The following is an 18,678-nucleotide window of genomic DNA, read 5'->3' on the forward strand; positions in this document are numbered from 1 at the left end:
TCTGCTAGCCTTTAACTGCCAATCCTTTCTTCTGGGGGTTGTGAAGGGATAGCCTCTGTAGTCAACGGTGCTACCTCCGATTCCTGTTGCTGAGGTGGCGTGACTTGTTGTCGTCCAAAGCCGTCCCAGAGTTCATTCACCTTGAAGGTAAGACCAAAGTAAACGCCGTCTTCAGAGCGATAGCCGCTGAAGTCATCGTCGTCAATGCTGCCGAAGCTATAGCCCAGGGCAAGCCGTAAATCGGGTGTTAAGTAATATCCCGCTTCTACAGCTATGGCAGTTTCGCTGTAATTGGTAGCTGACTGACCAATCCAGCGTCCTTCAACTGCCAAATCCGTGCGGTATCCCAAGCGGTAAGTAGCCCTGAGTTGGGAGAGGATAGTAGTTGTGGAATTATCAAAATCGCTGGCTTGGGTTCTGCTGTAACGCAAAGCACCCTTGCTGTAGAATTCCCAGCGCCAACTGGGTGCGAAAATAGCCTCAGCGGCAACCACGTGTTCGTCTGTGTCTGTACCGCCAAAAAATTCTGAGGATTCAGGAATTATATAAGGATTTTGCCGATATTCATAACGTAGTAGGGCATTCCAGCGATCGCTTACTGGGTTGCGGTAAGCCAGCCCTAGTTTCAGGGAAATTGAATCCCCTAGTCCTTCGATTCTCTGGTTAGCAAAGTTAGCTTGCTGATAACGACCCAGCAGAGTAAATGCTGGTGAGAGTTTGCCAGCAGCACTAGCTGAAATGACGGTATTATCATTACCAGAACCACTACGATGCTGGAAATTAGCAGACGCTTTGAAGTCAGGATTATCGGTGTATTCAACCCCTACGGTATAGACATTACCGCCTAAGAGTGCCAAAGATGCGGCAGTTTGACCAGGGCTGTAGGGTTGCTCAAATCGTTCTCCGGCAGCGGTGACAATCGAGGTATTACTGAAAGTATGTTCGTAGCCTAGGTTTAGCCTTAGTCCAGGGGAAAGCACTAAGCCGTGATTGACACCGAGTGCGCCTTGACCAGTGAGTCCGCTAAAACCGCTAATCACCGAGTAGCGACCTGTGATGTCAGTATTTTTCCACAAGCGGTGCGACACAATTGTGTCGAGTCTGGTGATTGAGTCATCATCAAATAGTCCCCCCTCAAAAAATTGGTGAGCTAGCTGCAACCTCACGCCGGGATAAGCTTCCCAATCAAGTCCTAAAGTAGTGCGATTGGGATAGAGAGGGTCATCGTCATCTCCCAAGTTAAGCTCATTTTTTGCCAGAAAGGTCAGAGAGCTAGTTAGAGGAAGACCTAAACTAGAAACGAGTTGGTTAGCATCACCCTCGAAAGTATCACCAATATCGTCTTCACGAGAACGATTGACGTAATCGAGCCCCAAAACCGCCGCCCCAATTTTTTGTTCGATTCCGGCGCGGATGGTGGTTAGCTGGTTATCGACGCGGCTTCCCGGCGCTGCTTCTACACCAGGATTAAATAGGTCAAAGAAGTCGGTGCGTATTTCTGGTGCAATGCCGAAGTTTTCTTCAAAGTCGTAGCCAACTCTCAAGTTTGTTGTGGCACCCAACTGGGCTGTAGCTTCGGCTCCGTATCTTGTCTGTCCTGGCGTAAAGCTAGTTGTAGCATTATTGAGGAAGTTTTCTTCTACCGAGCGGTAGTAAGCTCTTGCCCTGAGTCCGGGAGTAAGACGACTAGCTACTTCTAAGCGATAAGCTGAACCAGAGGCGTCGCCACGGAACAGGGAATCGTAACTAGAGTAGGCATATTCTCCAATAACTTGCCCATGGTTACCCAGACTTGCCAAGAAATCTGCTCCGTAGAGTTCAAAATCTTGTACTCCCTCGTCTTCTTGCAGGTAGGTTGCGCCAATCCAGCTTTCGGAACCAAACTCCTGAGAGAAGTTGTATTGCAAACGTCCTCCGTAGAGATTGGTGTCGCCACTATCGGGGCCGTCATACTGATAGGTAACAACAATGCGCCGCACCAATAAAGACCCATCTGTAGGTAGAGGACTGGCTATTCCATCCTGAGTGGTCAATTCGTTCTTGGTGCTATTAAAGAAGTTGAATTCTGTTTGGAAAACAGGATCATTGAACAGGAGGCTTCCCTGGTCGTAATTAATTTGGTAATCAATGCCCCGTCTGAGATATTGGCGCTCTAAGACGGTTCCTGGACGATTGATATCTTCAACTTCGATCACCACAATCTCACTACCATCAATCACCTGACGGCGTTGTAAAAAGTAATAACCACTGGTGCCGTTGGGAGCAATCGTATCTCTTTGGAAACCTTCAATATCTTGACTATACAGAGCAGTCAGTTGCAGGTTGCCTAAGTTGTAATTGCCTTTAAAGCCATGCAGAGTTCTGGCGGTAGCGGAAAACAACTGGGATTCTCTGGCAAATTCCTGGGTTTGGTAGTCTCCCCACATCGCGTAGTCTGACTCAGCACCGGGAACTGGGGAAGTGCGCTCGAAGCGTAGATAAACACTATCAGTAGAAGGAGTCAGATATTCAACTGTGGAGCTATCACCATAAACTGGATATTGCTTTTCACAGGACTGTGGCCCACGGAATAAGGCAGCCGTGCCATCACAAGTTTCGTTGAGGGGGCGATCGCTATTGTAAGCTCCCGTGAACAACCACTCACCAACTCGCCCGGTAGCAAAAATGGCACTATCTAGATCAAACTCTGTACCATCATCTATCAGGTCAGGGTCGAGAAAGTCGCGCCTGCTACCCCAAAAATCAGTCCCAGCTTGACCAATGCGCAAGTTGACAACTCCAGAAACTAGGGAGGGTCGCAAATTGGTAATAAATTCTACCTGGGTGTAGGCAGAGAGTGCTTTTTGGTTGTCAAATTGCGAGTCTATCGATTCCAGGTTGTAATCTTCGACCTCTAACCTTTCTACAGCCGCGCGCACTCGCACTTTTTGTGCTTCCAAACCGGATTGTAGTCGGGCGGTAAATTCTCCCCCCACGGCTAAGGTTTGGAATCCCGGTTGGTCTGTATCTTGATCGGCACCGACAAAGTTACCAGCGTTTGCTGTTAGGGTAACAATTACCTCTTCAGTGATTAGTTGACTATTTTCGTCGGTAATTCTCCCTTCTAGAGCAATCGTCCCACGACCATTTGCTGGAATACGAGGGTCTCCCAAGGGAAAAATTTCTATCTTCCGGGATGCTATTTCTTCCACTGTGAGCTTTACACTGACAGGGGTTCCGTTCCCAGCTTGAACAGTAATTGTATTCTCTCCCTCTTCCAAGGGAATGTTATACCAAATCTGGGTAATCCTATTCTCAGCCTCGTTGAGCTCTTGTGTGCTAACAATTGAGGGATCGAGGGGATTTTGGTTGACGTTGACCTGAATTGAGGCGTCTGCACTGTATTGCGCTACCAAATTGGTTGTTTTCTTGGGAATTACCCCGCTTTCGGGAGTCAGGATACGCACCTCATTAGGAGCCAGAATCCTCTCTGATTCAGTGTTTGAAGGAAGTTCCTCATCCTCTGGTAAGGTTTCCCTTTGACTAACCTGCCCATTTTTTTGAGTTGGGGGAGCAAGAGAATGGCTGTGGTCAATTGCTGGGGTTTTTTCCTCTGCCTTCCTGGAGGCTCTACTCTCGACAGGGAAGCTAGTAAAATTAATTTTTTCAGTGCTTATTTGATGAGATTGAGGACTCGATGGTTGCAGTTCCAGGACACTTGCAGCAGCGTTTTCTCTCGGTGGAACTCTCGCCTCATGCCAAGGTTGGCTCGAACTCTGGTTAGGCAAGAGACTTCCCATTTCTAGAGCTAGGTTCGGTGGTTCTGGCCGTTCTTTTGCGTTAGCGGCTTTGAGGATCCCAGTAATTCCCAACACAGTTGTCAGCAAGCCCAGGGTAATTGAGGGTAAGCTTGGGGAATGGGAGGTAGATAATTTCGTCATAGGAAGTCTGCTGGTAGGCTCAAGAATCCCAAGGTTTTGTCGTCTGAGGCCTTTACGCCGTATCACCTTTTGTGCAGCCTGACTTTTGAGTCTGGGACGAATTAGAGATTCTAGGTGCGAGATGATTAATTTTTCTTGAGGAAATTTCATGGCCGCTGCTCCCCGTATGCAGGTGTCACAGCAAAATTCATGCGTACCATTCCTCCCGGTTCAAGTCGTACCAAACGGGATTGACTATTGCCTTCAATAAAGTAGAGGTTGGGAGCTAAGGAGTATCCCGGCAAAGAGCTTAAATCTAGTGTGGCGGTACGATTTCCGGAGATGACGTTAGCTAAAGAGAATAATCCACTAGCATCGGTGGTAATGCGATTACCGTCATCCATGAAGATTACGGCGTTAGGCACTCCAGGTTCTCCTTGCTGCTGTTCGCCGTCAAAGTTCTTATCGACAAATACTCGTCCAATGATGGTGCCGCAATCGGAGAGTATTCCGGGTCGAATTCGCACTAGATAGCTAGCAATATTGCTCCGGGGTTCTTGGGCAACATTTCTACCCTCACCTCTGATCGCATCTGGTGTCACTACAGCGCCGTAGATTACATTGAGAGTCTCATTCGGTCTCAGTTCCAGATCAGGAAAGCTAAAAGTAAGAGTTCTGCCAGATCTTCTCTCTTCTACTGGTACTGGCGTTGTTGCTCCGTTACTTACAGAAGCCTGCAATGATTTAGGTAAAAATCGCAAACCTTGTGGCAATCTGTCTTCAAGATTGATCTCGGCGGCTGGAGCCTCACCAGTATTTTTGAGCAAGAGGCTGTAAACTACAGTGTCGCCGGGTTCGGCTGCCGCGCGGTCTGCTGTTTTGATTAGCTCTAAAGCCGCTTGACCTGTGGTGAAGGAAGTTTCGTTAGAATCAACATCTACTACAAGATTATCAGCCGTGGCAGAGGCTTGATTGTTAATTTCAATGCTGGCGACTGGCGATGTTCCAGTAAAAAAGAAAGCACTGAGAAGAATAGTTAGGAGTCGCTGCTCTTTGCCTAACTGCTTTAGGGGAATTTTGATCACAACGTGGCACTATGGAAGACACACTTTTTTTAACGGAAGCTGATCGAAAAGCTTATTGTTTAGATAGATGCTACAACAAGTTTTTTACCCATTAATTAAAAACTTGTTGGAGAGCCCCTAACTAGCTTTTATGCCAGTATCGATGAGGACTCCGGGGAAGAGGTTAAGGGGTTACCAGCTTTTTTGGTAAATCCAAGTGAACAGAAGTTTTGCCGACATAAAAATAGTTGATTGATCCTGGAACTAATTGATTGACACTAGGGCAACCCTGAGCAACACAAAGCAGCATATCTGTCCAAAAAGGGTTTATTTTGGGCATTTCGGTAACTATGCTTATCGCAAAAACTTAAGCTTATTATTATGGGGCTTAATGGGCATATTGGCTACAGCGATTAGTATTTTTCTAGAAAACCAGAAAAATTTCTTTAAATCATATCCCTAAAGCCTCTACTGATCACAGGATTGAGCTTTAGCAAGTCTCAGAATTCTACAAGAGGGTTATTGTCTAAATCCCTACTTTCCTTTCAAACCACTATCTCTCCCCACTCTAGTTATTTGAGGAGGGAGAGATCGTGGTTTCATTAGGTAACCGACGTGACTAGATTAGCCTTCTTCAAGGCTATTTATGAATAGTAAAAATATACTAACCTACTGCTGCGAATGACTCAAAACTCTGCCTTGCAATTCTTCAGATTGCTCAACAGGAACTGTGAAGTGGAAACTACTCCCCAGATTTCTACCGGCAGAGTCAGCCCAAATTTCTCCGCCCATGCCTTGCACAATTTTACGACAGATCACTAGACCCAGACCGGTTCCACCAACAGTGCGTCGCAAAGAATCTTCCTCTTGATAAAAGTAGTTAAATATTGCTTTTAACTGACTAGGTTCTATACCGCGACCTGTATCGGTAATGATCACCTCTAACATAGAATTGCCTGGGGGATTGTCTTGAGGCAATTTTCGGGTGTCTTTCTTCGTTATTAAGTTAGCTTTAGGTTGATTCAGGCGAGCTTGGATAGTTACTTGACCATCTGACCCTGTAAACTTACAAGCGTTGTCTAAAAGTTTGCTCAAGACTTCCACAAGACCTTCTCCATCAGCTTGAACCGTAGGTAATTCAGGGGACAGTTCAATTTCGATTTGGGGTAGAGCTTGTGGTAACCAGCTAGTTTTAAGACCACTGAGAGCTAAGTCTACAGCTTCTTGGAGCTGGATAGATTCTCTGGTTCGATTTACTTGATCGCTCTCCAGTCGGGATAGGGTGAGGAAATCTTGAATTAGTTTACGAAGCCGTTCTGCGTCATTTAAAGCCGTCTCCAGCATTACCTGGCGAAACTTAGTCGGCATCTCTGGTTCACTTTCTAAGCTTTCTAGGCAAACTTGGATTGTCGATAAAGGAGTCCGCAATTCATGACCGACAATGGCAATTAAGTTACTGCGTGTGCGCTCCAATACTTCTAACTGACTATTAAGTGCTGCTAAATCGGTGTAAGCTTGAGCCTGATTCAGTGCCACCCCTGCCTGAGTAGCGATCGCTTCTACTAAAGAGATATCGTCTTGCCCCCATTGATAGGGTTCTGAACCACCATAATGAAGTTCTAACATCCCCAGTAGAGTTCCTTGATGACGTATTGGCACCAGTAACCAGGAACGAATTGAAGCTTTTTTGATGCTTGCCTTAAGAGCGGTATTTTTTTGTAAATTAGGAGCTTTATTCACATCAGCGATCGCAATTGCTCGCTCTTGGGCTAAGGCTACTTGAATCAGGGGGTTATTAGCTAAAGACCATGTTTTGCCTTTGAGAGAGCTCAACCTAGGAGGAACAAATTCATATTGAATTTCTACCTGCTGGTCACTAGGGCCACAGCGATAGAGCAAGCATCGGCAATTCTCAAAAGTCTGCCCCAACTCCTGGACTGCTGCTGCTAGTACTTCTTGAGGCTGAAGAGAATTACGAATAGCAGTAGTTATCGCATTAACGAGGCGTTCTTTTCTTTCTTGGTTAGTAATTGCCTGGTAAGCATCTAAGAGCTGATATTGACTAGCTTGTAGATAGGTAATTAGACGGTGGGCAAAAACACCAGCATCAACTAACTGGGTGAGCGGAATTAATGCCTGCTGTGGTGCTTCGGCCGTTAGAGCATAATCTTGCCATGCCTTCTCTACTTTCGAGGCTAGCTCTGGTCTATAAACAGCAATTCTGCTTAATAATAGTCGAGCCACCGTTTTGCTCACAGAACTCTCAAAAGTCCAAAAACCCTCGAACTGCCTTGCTTGCTCCATAGGAGAATCAAGAGTGAGTTTTTCTCGGCACACTAAGCAAGCAGTGTACTGTTGCCCTAAGATTACGAGATGCCATTCCTGGGCCAGACCGTCTTTTGAACCTAAGGGAATAGTTTCATAGGGTTCTGATACTACAGGAAAACCAGACTCTGATTCTGGTGCTGCTAGCACATATACTTGATTTGAGCGCTGACCAATCTGTCGGTAGCGGTGGACTTCTTGGCGATAAAAGCGCTCCTGTTGGAAGTTAGCAATCACCAACGGAGAATCTGAGCCTGCGAGCACCAAGTCTTCCATGGCATGAGAGAGTGCAGTCAAAGAAGCCTTGAAATACATCTGGGAGCACAGATGTGGTAATTCTTGAAGTAAATCCTGCAGTAGCGAATTCGGATTGCTCATTTAACCTATCTGCTTAGTAATCTCCAGTCCTTTAGAAAGGAGATAGTTTAAGGCAATAGCCGCCAGTCTCCTGTCAAAACACATCGAAATGTGTTCTGTGATGATGACACATGCCTATCATACTTGTATCAATTTCTTGCCAAGCTCACCGTCGCCCTTCTTGCCCAGACTTATTGATAAATATACAGGGTCACGATACCAAAGTCAGCTTGACTTTAGTGAAATCTACCTCTTGCAGGATAACTCGACTCAAGTCTACATGACTTAAGATTGCTCCACTCAAACTTGATTTACTCAAACCCGCCTTACAAAGATCTGCTCCAGTCAAGTCTACATTTTGCAAGCAAGCTCCAGCCAGGTTTGCTCCCTGTAAGTTGGCGTAGCGTAGGGAAGCACCTGTCAAGTCTGCTCCTCGCAAATCCGCACCTTGGAGATTAATTAATCTCAGGTCACTTCCTGTTAAGATAGCCTGACGTAGGTCTACTTGAGACAGATTTGCCCGAATTAGGAAAGCTTTGCTCAAATCAGCTTTGATTAGGGTTGCCTGAGCTAAGTTAGTCCTCCAGAGTTTTGCTGTAGAAAGTTTACTCTCATTGAGGTTAACTTGAGGGAAATTTGACAGGCTGAGATTGGCACCAGTCAGATTGGCTCTAGTTAAGTTGACTCTGACTAACTTGACTTCACTCAAGTTGGTTGCCTGTAAATCAACTTCAGTGAAATCTCTCTCTCCTGCTACATAACGCTCTAGAAACTCAGAGATGACCATCTATAACTCTCTTCCCGATCCGTTCCGTATTATTTGATTACTCGGCTTAAACTAGCGACTGAGGCGGCTTTTCTACTGGCATAGGCTCCGTATTTATGCCTCTTGTCCTATTCTCACTAAGATTTGTAACAGTTTCATTTTCAATGTAACAAATTATTACATAAAGGCAACACCCTTGTAAATTTCTGATATATCAAATTGCTCTAAGCTGATTAAGGAGGGATTGCACTAAAGCGGGAGAGAAGTTAAGGGTGGTGTGGTGTCGGTGTCATAGCCAATCGCACTTACTACAACGGCAAGCAAGAAAAAAAATGCTACTCCAGAGGCACTGGAGTAGCCGCCAATAGCTTTTCAAGAAATATCTATCTATCCTTTAATTCCTTCCACTTGAGCCACCATCAATAGCGTCTTAAGTAGCGAGTCAGGATTAAGACTGATCGAGTCAATTCCCTGTTCTACTAAGAATTTGGCAAACTCAGGATAGTCGCTAGGAGCCTGACCACAGATGCCAATTTTACGCCCATTTTGCTTGGCTGTTTCAATTGCCATCTTCACCATTCGCTTGACGCTCTGGCTGCGCTCATCGAAAATGTGAGCAACTAAAGCTGAATCCCTATCTAAACCGAGAGTTAACTGAGTCAAATCATTAGAACCAATAGAGAAGCCATCAAACACTTGACTAAATTCATCAGCCTCAATGACATTACTAGGCAACTCACACATCACATAAACTTCTAAGCCCTTGACACCCTTTTCTAGACCATTTTTAGCCATTTCTGCTAATACTTGACGCCCTTCATCAGGTGTACGGCAAAAAGGAATCATCGGGATGATATTTGTCAAGCCCTTAGTGTCCCTGACGCGCTTAATTGCCTGACATTCTAGAGCAAAAGCATCGCGATATTTTGCATCATAGTAACGAGATGCCCCTCGCCAGCCTAGCATGGGGTTTTCTTCCTGGGGTTCAAATTGCTTTCCGCCCAAAAGATTGGCATATTCATTACTCTTAAAATCAGACATCCTCACAATCACAGGTTTGGGATAAAAGGCGGCGGCAATCATGCCAATACCCCGCGCTAACTTATCTACAAAGAATGAGGCTTTGTCCTGATAGAGTTTTGTCTTCTCAGCAATTTGTGCTTTGACAGATTCATCCTCTAGCTGGTCATAGTGCAGCAATGCAAGTGGGTGTATGGCGATGTTGTTGGCAATAATAAATTCCAAACGGGCTAAACCAACACCATCACAGGGGAGTGCAGCTAAACTAAAAGCCTGTTCTGGGTTGCCCACATTCATCAAGATTTGGGTGCGAGTGCGGGGTAAATCAGTCAAGGTTGTCTCTTGCACGTCAAAAGGCAATAAACCTTGATAAACTCGCCCCTCATCTCCCTCAGCACAAGAAACAGTTACCTCTTGACCAGTCCGCAAAACATCTGTAACGTTACCGCAACCAACAATTGCTGGAATGCCCATCTCGCGGGCAATAATTGCCGCGTGACAAGTGCGCCCTCCTTGGTTGGTCACAATGGCGCTGGCTTTTTTCATGATTGGTTCCCAGTCTGGATCTGTCTTAGTAGTTACCAAGACGTCACCGGGTTGGAACAAATGGATTCTAGCAGCATCCATAATTACATGAACTTTGCCTTGACCAATGGCTGCGCCGACACTGCGACCAGTAGCAAGAACTTCGCTATGATCTTTGAGATGGTAGCTTTTGAGGATATTGCCTGACTTCTGGGATTGTACTGTTTCTGGGCGTGCCTGAACGATGAATAATTCACCAGTAATGCCGTCTTTTGCCCACTCAATATCCATCGGCGTGTAGAGGTTACGGACTGCCGAATAGTGGTTTTCAATTTGTACCGCCCAATGGGCTAATTGCAGTACTTCATCATCTGTGAGGCAGAATTTTTTTTGTTCGGAAGGTGCTACTCGGACGTTTCTGGTTAACTTTGAACCGCCTTCGTCGTAGACCATTTCGACTTCTTTGGTTCCTAATCGTTTTTCCAGGATGGGGCGGAACCCTGTTTTAAGAGTCGGCTTAAAAACTAAATATTCATCTGGGTTAACAGCACCCTGGACAACGTTCTCTCCTAAACCGTAAGCTGCTGTTATGAGTGCGGCATTTTTGAAGCCAGATTCTGGATCAATAGAAAACATCACGCCTGCACAAGCTAAATCAGAACGCACCATCTTCTGGATACCCACAGAAAGGGCAACATCGAAGTGATCGAAGCCATTGTGTTGGCGGTAAGATATAGCGCGGTCAGTAAAAAGGGAAGCGAAGCATTTATGGGTAAATTCCAAAACTCCTTTATAGCTGTTGACGTTTAAATAAGTTTCTTGTTGACCGGCAAAACTAGCGTCGGGTAAGTCTTCAGCTGTCGCAGAAGAACGCACGGCAACATCTGTTCCTTCTCCGTAGCGATCGCATAATTGCTGATAAGCCTTGCCAATGGCCGCTTCGAGTTCTTGGGGAAAATACATGCTGAGGATTAATCTCCGGGCTGTTTTGCCCCGTTGCTGGAGATTTTCGACATCATTCACGTCCAAGTCAGCAAACAGTTTCCGTAGCTTTTCTTCTAATCCCGCTTGTTTAATAAAGTAGCGGTAGGCATAAGCGGTAATAGCAAAGCCATTAGGAACATTAACTCCCTGAGGCTTTAGCTGTCTAATCATTTCGCCAAGGGAAGCATTTTTGCCGCCTACTAATCCAATATCCGCAATGCCGACTTCCTCAAACCAGAGAATAAATGATTGTTCTTGGGAAACTGCGGCAGACTGCGCTTGGGTAGATGTAACCATAAGTAGTAGTTCCTCTGAACTTATGCTTCAAGTGTAACTTTAGAAAATGTTAGGGATCATTAACAACGGGACAATAAATGGCTTAAAATTGGGGATAATTAGATTAAACACCTATTCCAAGGTTAACCCAGAAATAGTTAGCCCAATTTTTATCATAACTAGTATGGTTTCTTTGTGTGATACGAGTGTGACGCCTAAAATTTTTTAAGATACTGTTCGTATTAATCTGAGCCGGTAATCGTCTTAGAATAACAGTTGCCGATTAATTTGACCAACTAAATCACTATCCTCAGTTGAGGATTTTAGAGTTTTCTCAGTCGTAAGTAGGAATCTAAAAGCTTGAGGATTTCCTAAAATTATTTAGCTTGGATTTAGCTCCTTTGATCTATGCAGTAGCAAAAAAGTGATCTTGGTATCAAGGAAATTTGGGCAAGATAACTTTGGCTTAGCACATCTGCAATTAGTCAGAGAAAGAAGCTCATACTGCTGATAGATTCGAGGCTGTTAAGAGCGCATGTAACCTAAAGAGTAGGTTTTAGAGCCACATCTACTGAGTTAGATAGCTTGGCTTGCTGCTTACAACAGATAAGCACTAGTTTTGTGATCAGTCGGTAGGTGAAAGCAGGTAAATACGCTAGTTGAAAAGGAGTGGCTATAGCAGCCACAGCCACCTTCCCTACTCTACAAAAATTAATGTTTACATTAAGTGACACAAAAAATACCGATATTTAATGACATTTAGAAACCGGATAATTATGTTTAACCAAAATACTTCCGTCCTTGACTGGAATCATAAGACAGGAGCTAGCCTAGGTGCGATCGCCTTGGGATTGAGCACTTTGTTGCTTCCTGGCTGCACCACTGGTAATGAAGAGATTCAGCAGGGAAGAACCAACGCGACAACTGAGGACGTTGCCGATAACACCGCAAACCTGATCGGAAAAGAGATCACCGTGAGGAGTGAGGTAGAACAAGCAGTTGGAAACAGTGGCTTTGTCCTGGAAGCAAACGAAGCTGATGGCAGTCAACCGATTTTAGTCATTAATTCCACAGGAACTCCCTTTGTGCTTCCTGGGGAAGGCATTCCTATTCAGGCTACGGGTGAAGTGGCGCAATTTGTGACCGCCGACGTTGAACAGCAATATGGTCTGGATTTAGAAGAAAATCTCTATGTAGATTATGAGAACCGACCTGCCATTATTGCTAAATCTTTAGCACTTGCTCCCACTCCTGAAGACTTATACGAAGCTCCCGCAGGCTACTTCGATAAAACTATTGCTGTAGAGGGAGATCTAAGAAAGCTGGAGGCTACTCCCAATGCATTCGCCTTGTTTGAAGAAGGTTGGGTTGATGATATAGGCGTGCTGGTTGTGGCTGCTAATCCCACTGTTCAAACTAAAGGTGTACCACTTCAAGAAGGCGAAAACGTCACTGTAACTGGTGTAGCACGTCAGTTTAGCGCTCAGCTAGTGCAGGAAGCTGGCTTAGGTTGGGATGCCCAGCAGATCCAAGAATTTGAGAGCAGATACACCAACAGACCAGTAATTGTCGCCGATCATGTCTATCCATCTGCGGTTGATCCTGCTCCCGGTGAGTAATAGCTTGATTACAAAATGTTGTTCAACTCAGTCAACACAAAAAAACTCAGTAACTACCCAAATTATTTCAGAGGAAACACATGTTAGAGAAAGAAAACTTTGCTCCTAGAACTGGCTCCTATAAGCGTGCAGTCGGTGTTTTCAAAAAGCAAGAAGACCTAGAAAGCGCGCTCCATGCCCTTAAGGGCGGTGGCTTTGATATGGATAGAGTATCCTTATTAGCGCGCAATGTCGAGGACGTCGAAGGCGCTAGAGAAGTCACGGAAAAACACGGTAATGAAGCCAAGGAAGGAGCTGGAATCGGCGCTACGACTGGTACAGTTTTAGGCGGTGTCGGTGGTTTCTTGGTCGGCGTTGGTTTATTAGCCATTCCTGGCGTTGGTCCCATACTGGCAGCAGGAGCAGAGATATCTGCTCTAGCTTCTACCCTGGCGGGAGCCGGAATTGGTGCAGCGGCTGGTGGTATTATCGGAGCCTTGATTGGTCTGGGTATTCCTGAAGAGAGAGCTAAGGTCTACAACGAGCGCGTTAAGGCTGGCGACTACTTATTGATGGTTAGCGGAAATGATGACGAAGTTCGTCGTGCTCAATCAATCATGCGCGAGCGCAATGTCGAAGAATTTGACATTTTCGATGCTCCTGATCGTAATCGTGCCCAAGCTGAGGCTATTCCTGCGGCTGAACGCAGGCAAGTGCGAGAGGAAGTTAGACCAATGCCAACTGCTGAACGCAGGCAAGTGCGAGAGGAAACCGTTACTGAAACTCGTGATCTAACAGGCGATGGCGACCCAGAGGTAATTATTGTTGACAAGAACAAGAGAAGAGAAGTTAGATAAGTTCTAGTATCTTTGTGAGTCAATAGATCAACAAAGAACCAATAAATGACAAAAGGCTGCTTCGGTTGAAGCAGCCTTAAATTCAGTAAATTCAGTGAAGGTAACTAAGAGTAACTTAGATAGTAAAAGTGCTAACTTTTAGACCCTTCCACTTCAGCTACTATCAACAGCGTCTTGAGTAGAGAATCGGGGTTCAAACTAATTGAATCAATGCCCTGTTCTACCAAGAACTTAGCAAATTCGGGATAGTCGCTGGGAGCTTGACCACAAATACCAATCTTGCGGTGGTTCTTTTTGGCTTTTTCAATGACCATCCGCACCATTTCCTTGACAGCTTGATTACGTTCGTCAAAGATATGGGCAACTAAGGAAGAGTCACGGTCAAGTCCCAAGGTTAACTGAGTCAAATCATTGGAACCAATCGAGAAGCCATCAAACACCTCACTGAACTGATCAGCCAGGATAACGTTGCTGGGAATCTCGCACATTACATAAACTTGTAGGTCATTTTCACCCCGCTTGAGACCATACTTCTCCATCTGTGCGAGTACTTGGCGACCTTCATCAGGAGTACGGCAGAAGGGAATCATCGGGATAACATTAGTTAAGCCCATTTCATCGCGTACCCTCTTCATGGCTTGGCATTCTAGACCAAAAGCTTGTTGATATTTCTCGTCATAGTAACGAGACGCCCCACGCCAGCCAATCATGGGGTTTTCTTCCTTCGGCTCAAACTGTTGACCACCCAGGAGGTTAGCATACTCATTACTCTTGAAGTCCGACATCCGCACCACCACAGGATGAGGATAGAATGCCGCAGCAATCATGCTGATACCACTGGCCAGCTTGTCTACAAAGAAGTCAGGCTTGTGGGAATAAAGCACTGTCAATTGGGCAATTTCTCGCTTGACTAAAGGATCTTCGAGTTCGTCAAAATGAATCAAAGCCAGGGGGTGGGTCTTAATATGGTTGGCAATGATAAACTCAAACCGAGCTAAACCAACGCCGTCACAGGGAATCGCCGATAGACCAAAAGCCTCCTCTGGGTTACCCACATTCATCAAAATCTTGGTGCGAGTACGAGGCAAATCATCCAGTGGAGTTTCCTGAACTTCAAAGGGAACCAAACCTGAATAGACTTTTCCTGCTTCGCCTTCGGCACAAGATACGGTCACTTCTTGACCATTAGTCAAAACTCCTGTGGCATCATCACAGCCTACAATGGCAGGGATGCCCATCTCGCGAGCAATAATTGCTGCATGGCAAGTGCGTCCACCTTGGTTAGTGACAATTGCACTCGCTTTTTTCATGATTGGTTCCCAGTCTGGGTCAGTCTTGTTGGTTACTAAGACTTCACCAGGTTCAAACTCCTCGATGTTGTGAACATCCAAAATTACCCTAGCCTTGCCCTGACCAATCATTTCCCCAACGGCACGACCAGTCACTAAGATATCGGCAGTACTCTTGAGTTGATAGCTGCACAAGACATGACGAGACTTCTGAGATTGTACAGTTTCAGGGCGTGCTTGAACGATAAACAGTTCACCTGTCAGACCATCTTTTGCCCACTCGATATCCATCGGCGTATAGCTGCCTCGGACTTGGGAGTAGTGGTCTTCGATTGTACAACCCCAACGGGCTAGCTGAAGAATCTCTTCGTCGTTGATGGCGTATTTAGACCTTTCTGACTCTGGTACTGGCAGATTTTTCGTCATCTTGGTGCCGCCAACTTCGTACACCATTTTGATGGCTTTGGTGCCTAAGCGTTTTTCCAAAATTGGGCGGAACCCGGCTTTGAGAGTTGGCTTAAAAACAAAGTATTCATCTGGATTGACAGCGCCTTGGACGACATTTTCGCCTAAACCGTAGGCAGCTGTTACTAATGCCGCATTCTTAAAGCCGGTTTCTGTGTCAATGGAGAACATAACGCCGGAGGTTGCTAAGTCAGCACGTACCATTTTTTGCACGCCGACAGAAAGGGCAACCTCAAAGTGATCGAAGCTTTTAAGAGTGCGATAGGAGATTGCTCGGTCTGTAAAAATGGAAGCAAAGCACTTATGGCAGGCTTCTAAGACATCTTGAACACCATAGACATTGAGGTAGGTTTCCTGTTGACCAGCAAAACTAGCATCGGGTAAGTCCTCTGCTGTGGCACTGGAACGGACGGCTACATCAACATCTTGACTTTGTTGTTTACACTGTTCTTGGTATTCAGAGCCAAACCGTTCACATAACTCCGTATTGTAGCCATAGCGTTCGCACAGCTTTTGGTATGCTTGAGCGATCGCTTCTTGCAAATCTTCCGGGAAAGGGGTGTTGAGAATTAACGATCGGGCTTGCTTACCCCGGATCCGCAAATTGTTGAGGTCCTCAACATCTAAGTCAGCAAACAACTGGCGCAGCTTTTCTTCTAGGCCAGCGTTTTTGATAAAGTAACGATAGGCATAGGCTGTGGTGGCAAAGCCAGTCGGAACATTAACTCCTTGCGGTGTCAGTTGTTGAATCATTTCACCGAGGGAAGCATTCTTGCCACCAACTAGGGCTATATCAGCTATTCCTACTTCTTCAAACCAAAGGACGAGAGCTTGTTCTTGGGAGACATGGGAAGACTTCGCTTGAGTCACTGTAACCATGAGTATTTCCTCCTAGTCCTGATTTTATTTTAGCTCTGATAAATCTTCTTTTTTCACCTAAAATTGCCAAGAGTTTTTAAATTAAATTACATGTTTGTTTTATTGGAGTTTTGTAATTCTTTTTTACAATCTCTTGACTAATAATTGGTTTCGTGAATTGTAGAAAAACAACAGGAATATAACTAAAGTAGGGAACCAAGTTAAACAATGTTTGCCTGTAGCTTGGGTTAAGCGCCGTGAAACCAAACTGTTGCTAAGTTTTGACGGGTAATGGTTACGTTCTACCCATTAGACAAATGATTAAGTCCCTCTACTTAGGATACCTAACACGACAAAATTTAGTTAAACCCATCCGCGCAATTTTTGGTGTACGGAAGCTAAATTCCACATATAATCGTCGAGTTGATAATCGTTTACAGCTTGTACAATGTAGTTACGAGCAAGCTCTACATTTGACTGGGCTTCGTAATACAATCCTAGATAAAGATAGCTGTAAAATTGACCACGCTTGCCTTGTTGTTGACCAGCAGCCATTACCTCATCTGTAGTGCAATTGCCTGCGTAAAGCTCGTACACACTACTCATAATTAGCCGTGGATCGTTCTCAACTGCTAGCAAGGAATTTCTTGCTTCTACTATACCCTGACAACGAGCAAGGCAAAGATAACGCCACACTGTCTCCTCTACGTCTTGAGGGTTAACGCTTAAGTCCAATTCAAATTGCTTAGCGCCTTCCTCGAATCTTTCTGCATAGTAATAGGATAGTCCACGTTGCCACAGGTATGGAGATACGGCAGGTTCAAGCCTTTCTGCTTCGTCAAAATCTTGAATAGATTCCTCAATTTTTGCCAGCTTAAAATTGACCATTCCCCGCCTAATATAAGCTTTTGGGTCATTAGGATAAAAACCAATAACCTGATTATATCTGTTCAGCTTATTTTCCAAGTCTTGTTGATTGATCATTCTCCTATGCATCTATCTTAATTAACTCTTGAAACATCAGTGCGATTAAATACTTGACATTAGTGATAGGTAGTATTTATCAAATAAAGTTATAATCAAATATTAAACTCCAAATTAAATAGTTAATTTGGTAATCTATCGCAAGAGAGAGACTGATGATCGATCCTCTTCTGAGAATAGTAGGTGATGAACTCCTGATCAGTGAAGCAGAACCTGACAGCCTTTTGGGCAATGATGAACTCAATAAAATTTATCCTCTAACTGACAATAAGACTATTGTTTGTGGCTCGCAAAGTAATATTATTTACGGTGGAGATGGCGATGATATAATCTTTGCCGACGAAGGTGAGAATATTATTTATAGTGGTGAGGGGAATGATACTATCTATACTGGCTCTGGCGATGACTTTATTAATCCTGGTTCCGGCATAGATAATATTTGGTTAAGTGGTGGTCAAGATACAATTATCTTGCAACTCGAAGGTTTTAGTATTATCAACAACTTTAATGTCAGTCAAACTAAAATCAACTTGGGCAATATCGACTTAGGATCAGCGGCGCTAATTAAACAGGGAAACGATACTCTGGTTGGCTTGCCACATCTTTCAATTTTGGCACGACTAATAGCTGTGGATATTCATACTGTGGCAGCTAATTCAGTTGATATTTTTGGCGCGGAAGTACCAATCTTTACTGCATAAATCTGGCGCAGAGTATCTTAAAGAGCGTTTCCTCTTAATTGAATCCCCTGAAACCACTACATTTCTTACTACGCTCTATTGTCCTTCAGCGAAATTAAATTAAGTTTTGCTACAAAAGCAGTTTTGTATTCATTTTTACAGATTTTTGCTTGAGGATATAGATCTGGAGATTGTTCTAATCAAACTACACCAGAGCAATTGCAGTAGATTATCGCTATCTTGCTAGAACCTACCAAAAGATCAGTTTTTGTCAATAAGGAGTTACTGACATGAAGAAAGTAGAAGCAATTATTCGGCCACTCAAGCTGGAAGAGGTGAAAGTCGCCTTAGTCAACGCTGGCATTATCGGTATGACGGTTACTGAAGTTCGAGGCTTCGGACGTCAGAAAGGACATACTGAACATTATCGCGGCACTGAATACCGGGTTGAGTTTTTGCCAAAAGTTAAGTTAGAGGTTGTTGTTGAGAATGACCAAGTCGATTTAACTGTGGAAAAGATCCTGGCAGCGGCAAGAACTGGTCAAATTGGGGATGGTAAGATCTTTGTTATTCCCCTTGATCAGAGTCTGCGGATTCGGACAGCAGAAGATAATCTCGCCAGTTTTAGATGATGTCCGTCTCTGATTACTGCTGAGGATATCAATCTACTAATCAACTAGCAGTGCTTATTTTCGACAACTTGCTCTAAATGCCTTAACTGCCAAACATGC

General features: G+C 44.7%; 11 protein-coding genes. 4 read left to right on the forward strand and 7 right to left on the reverse strand.

All coding sequences use genetic code 11. The features are described from left to right. Nucleotides 1-11 precede the first annotated feature (11 nt). The 5 genes from ACT7WV_RS18555 to ppsA (ACT7WV_RS18575) all read right to left on the reverse strand — a co-directional run bounded on the left by ACT7WV_RS18555 (nucleotide 12) and on the right by ppsA (ACT7WV_RS18575) (nucleotide 11,237). Complete coding sequence (locus ACT7WV_RS18555) at nucleotides 12-4,070, reverse strand: hypothetical protein (RefSeq protein WP_445104305.1); 4,059 nt, start codon at nucleotides 4,068-4,070, stop codon at nucleotides 12-14. Then, on the reverse strand, nucleotides 4,067-4,981 hold the full coding sequence (locus ACT7WV_RS18560; RefSeq protein WP_463424274.1) for a hypothetical protein: 915 nt from the start codon (nucleotides 4,979-4,981) through the stop codon (nucleotides 4,067-4,069). The genes ACT7WV_RS18555 and ACT7WV_RS18560 overlap by 4 nt, the downstream gene beginning before the upstream one ends. A 651-nt stretch (nucleotides 4,982-5,632) precedes the next feature. Then, a complete protein-coding gene (locus ACT7WV_RS18565) occupies nucleotides 5,633-7,666 on the reverse strand; it encodes a DICT sensory domain-containing protein (protein ID WP_445104307.1) in 2,034 nt (677 codons plus the stop codon). 190 nt (nucleotides 7,667-7,856) lie between these two features. After that, the gene (locus ACT7WV_RS18570; RefSeq protein ID WP_445104308.1) at nucleotides 7,857-8,432 is read right to left on the reverse strand and encodes a pentapeptide repeat-containing protein; all 576 of its coding nucleotides are present in this window, start codon (nucleotides 8,430-8,432) and stop codon (nucleotides 7,857-7,859) included. Nucleotides 8,433-8,798: 366 nt separating this feature from the next. Then, nucleotides 8,799-11,237 (reverse strand): phosphoenolpyruvate synthase, encoded by a 2,439-nt coding sequence (ppsA, locus tag ACT7WV_RS18575; protein WP_445104309.1) that lies wholly within the window; start codon nucleotides 11,235-11,237, stop codon nucleotides 8,799-8,801. A 755-nt stretch (nucleotides 11,238-11,992) separates the two neighbouring features. Between ppsA (ACT7WV_RS18575) and ACT7WV_RS18580 the strand changes: the two genes are divergently transcribed. Then, nucleotides 11,993-12,835, forward strand: coding sequence for a hypothetical protein (locus ACT7WV_RS18580; RefSeq protein WP_445104310.1), 843 nt, complete (start codon nucleotides 11,993-11,995; stop codon nucleotides 12,833-12,835). A gap of 80 nt (nucleotides 12,836-12,915) precedes the next feature. Next, nucleotides 12,916-13,671: a DUF1269 domain-containing protein gene (locus ACT7WV_RS18585; RefSeq protein WP_445104311.1), complete on the forward strand. Its 756-nt coding sequence runs from the start codon at nucleotides 12,916-12,918 to the stop codon at nucleotides 13,669-13,671. 131 nt (nucleotides 13,672-13,802) lie between these two features. On the opposite strand, the gene ppsA (ACT7WV_RS18590) is transcribed toward ACT7WV_RS18585, so the two are convergent. Further along, entirely contained in the window at nucleotides 13,803-16,304 is a 2,502-nt protein-coding gene (gene ppsA / locus ACT7WV_RS18590; RefSeq protein ID WP_445104312.1) for a phosphoenolpyruvate synthase, read from the reverse strand. Nucleotides 16,305-16,646: 342 nt separating this feature from the next. After that, nucleotides 16,647-17,267, reverse strand: coding sequence for a tetratricopeptide repeat protein (locus ACT7WV_RS18595; protein ID WP_445104313.1), 621 nt, complete (start codon nucleotides 17,265-17,267; stop codon nucleotides 16,647-16,649). Nucleotides 17,268-17,422: 155 nt separating this feature from the next. On the opposite strand from ACT7WV_RS18595, the gene ACT7WV_RS18600 reads away from it, so the two are divergent. Then, on the forward strand, nucleotides 17,423-17,968 hold the full coding sequence (locus ACT7WV_RS18600) for a calcium-binding protein (protein WP_445104314.1): 546 nt from the start codon (nucleotides 17,423-17,425) through the stop codon (nucleotides 17,966-17,968). 269 nt (nucleotides 17,969-18,237) lie between these two features. Next, a complete protein-coding gene (locus ACT7WV_RS18605) occupies nucleotides 18,238-18,579 on the forward strand; it encodes a P-II family nitrogen regulator (protein WP_445104315.1) in 342 nt (113 codons plus the stop codon). Nucleotides 18,580-18,678 lie beyond the last annotated feature (99 nt).

The sequence above is a fragment of the Symploca atlantica LB2515 genome, assembly GCF_052546295.1.

What these genes read in the sequence shown, in the direction of transcription:
- ACT7WV_RS18555 (WP_445104305.1), bottom strand. Translation starts at nt 4,070, where the DNA reads ATGAAATTTCCTCAAGAAAAATTAATCATCTCGCACCTAGAATCTCTA.
- ACT7WV_RS18565 (WP_445104307.1), bottom strand. Translation starts at nt 7,666, where the DNA reads ATGAGCAATCCGAATTCGCTACTGCAGGATTTACTTCAAGAATTACCA.
- ACT7WV_RS18570 (WP_445104308.1), bottom strand. Translation starts at nt 8,432, where the DNA reads ATGGTCATCTCTGAGTTTCTAGAGCGTTATGTAGCAGGAGAGAGAGAT.
- ppsA (WP_445104309.1), bottom strand. Translation starts at nt 11,237, where the DNA reads ATGGTTACATCTACCCAAGCGCAGTCTGCCGCAGTTTCCCAAGAACAA.
- ACT7WV_RS18580 (WP_445104310.1), top strand. Translation starts at nt 11,993, where the DNA reads ATGTTTAACCAAAATACTTCCGTCCTTGACTGGAATCATAAGACAGGA.
- ACT7WV_RS18585 (WP_445104311.1), top strand. Translation starts at nt 12,916, where the DNA reads ATGTTAGAGAAAGAAAACTTTGCTCCTAGAACTGGCTCCTATAAGCGT.
- ppsA (WP_445104312.1), bottom strand. Translation starts at nt 16,304, where the DNA reads ATGGTTACAGTGACTCAAGCGAAGTCTTCCCATGTCTCCCAAGAACAA.
- ACT7WV_RS18595 (WP_445104313.1), bottom strand. Translation starts at nt 17,267, where the DNA reads ATGATCAATCAACAAGACTTGGAAAATAAGCTGAACAGATATAATCAG.
- ACT7WV_RS18600 (WP_445104314.1), top strand. Translation starts at nt 17,423, where the DNA reads ATGATCGATCCTCTTCTGAGAATAGTAGGTGATGAACTCCTGATCAGT.
- ACT7WV_RS18605 (WP_445104315.1), top strand. Translation starts at nt 18,238, where the DNA reads ATGAAGAAAGTAGAAGCAATTATTCGGCCACTCAAGCTGGAAGAGGTG.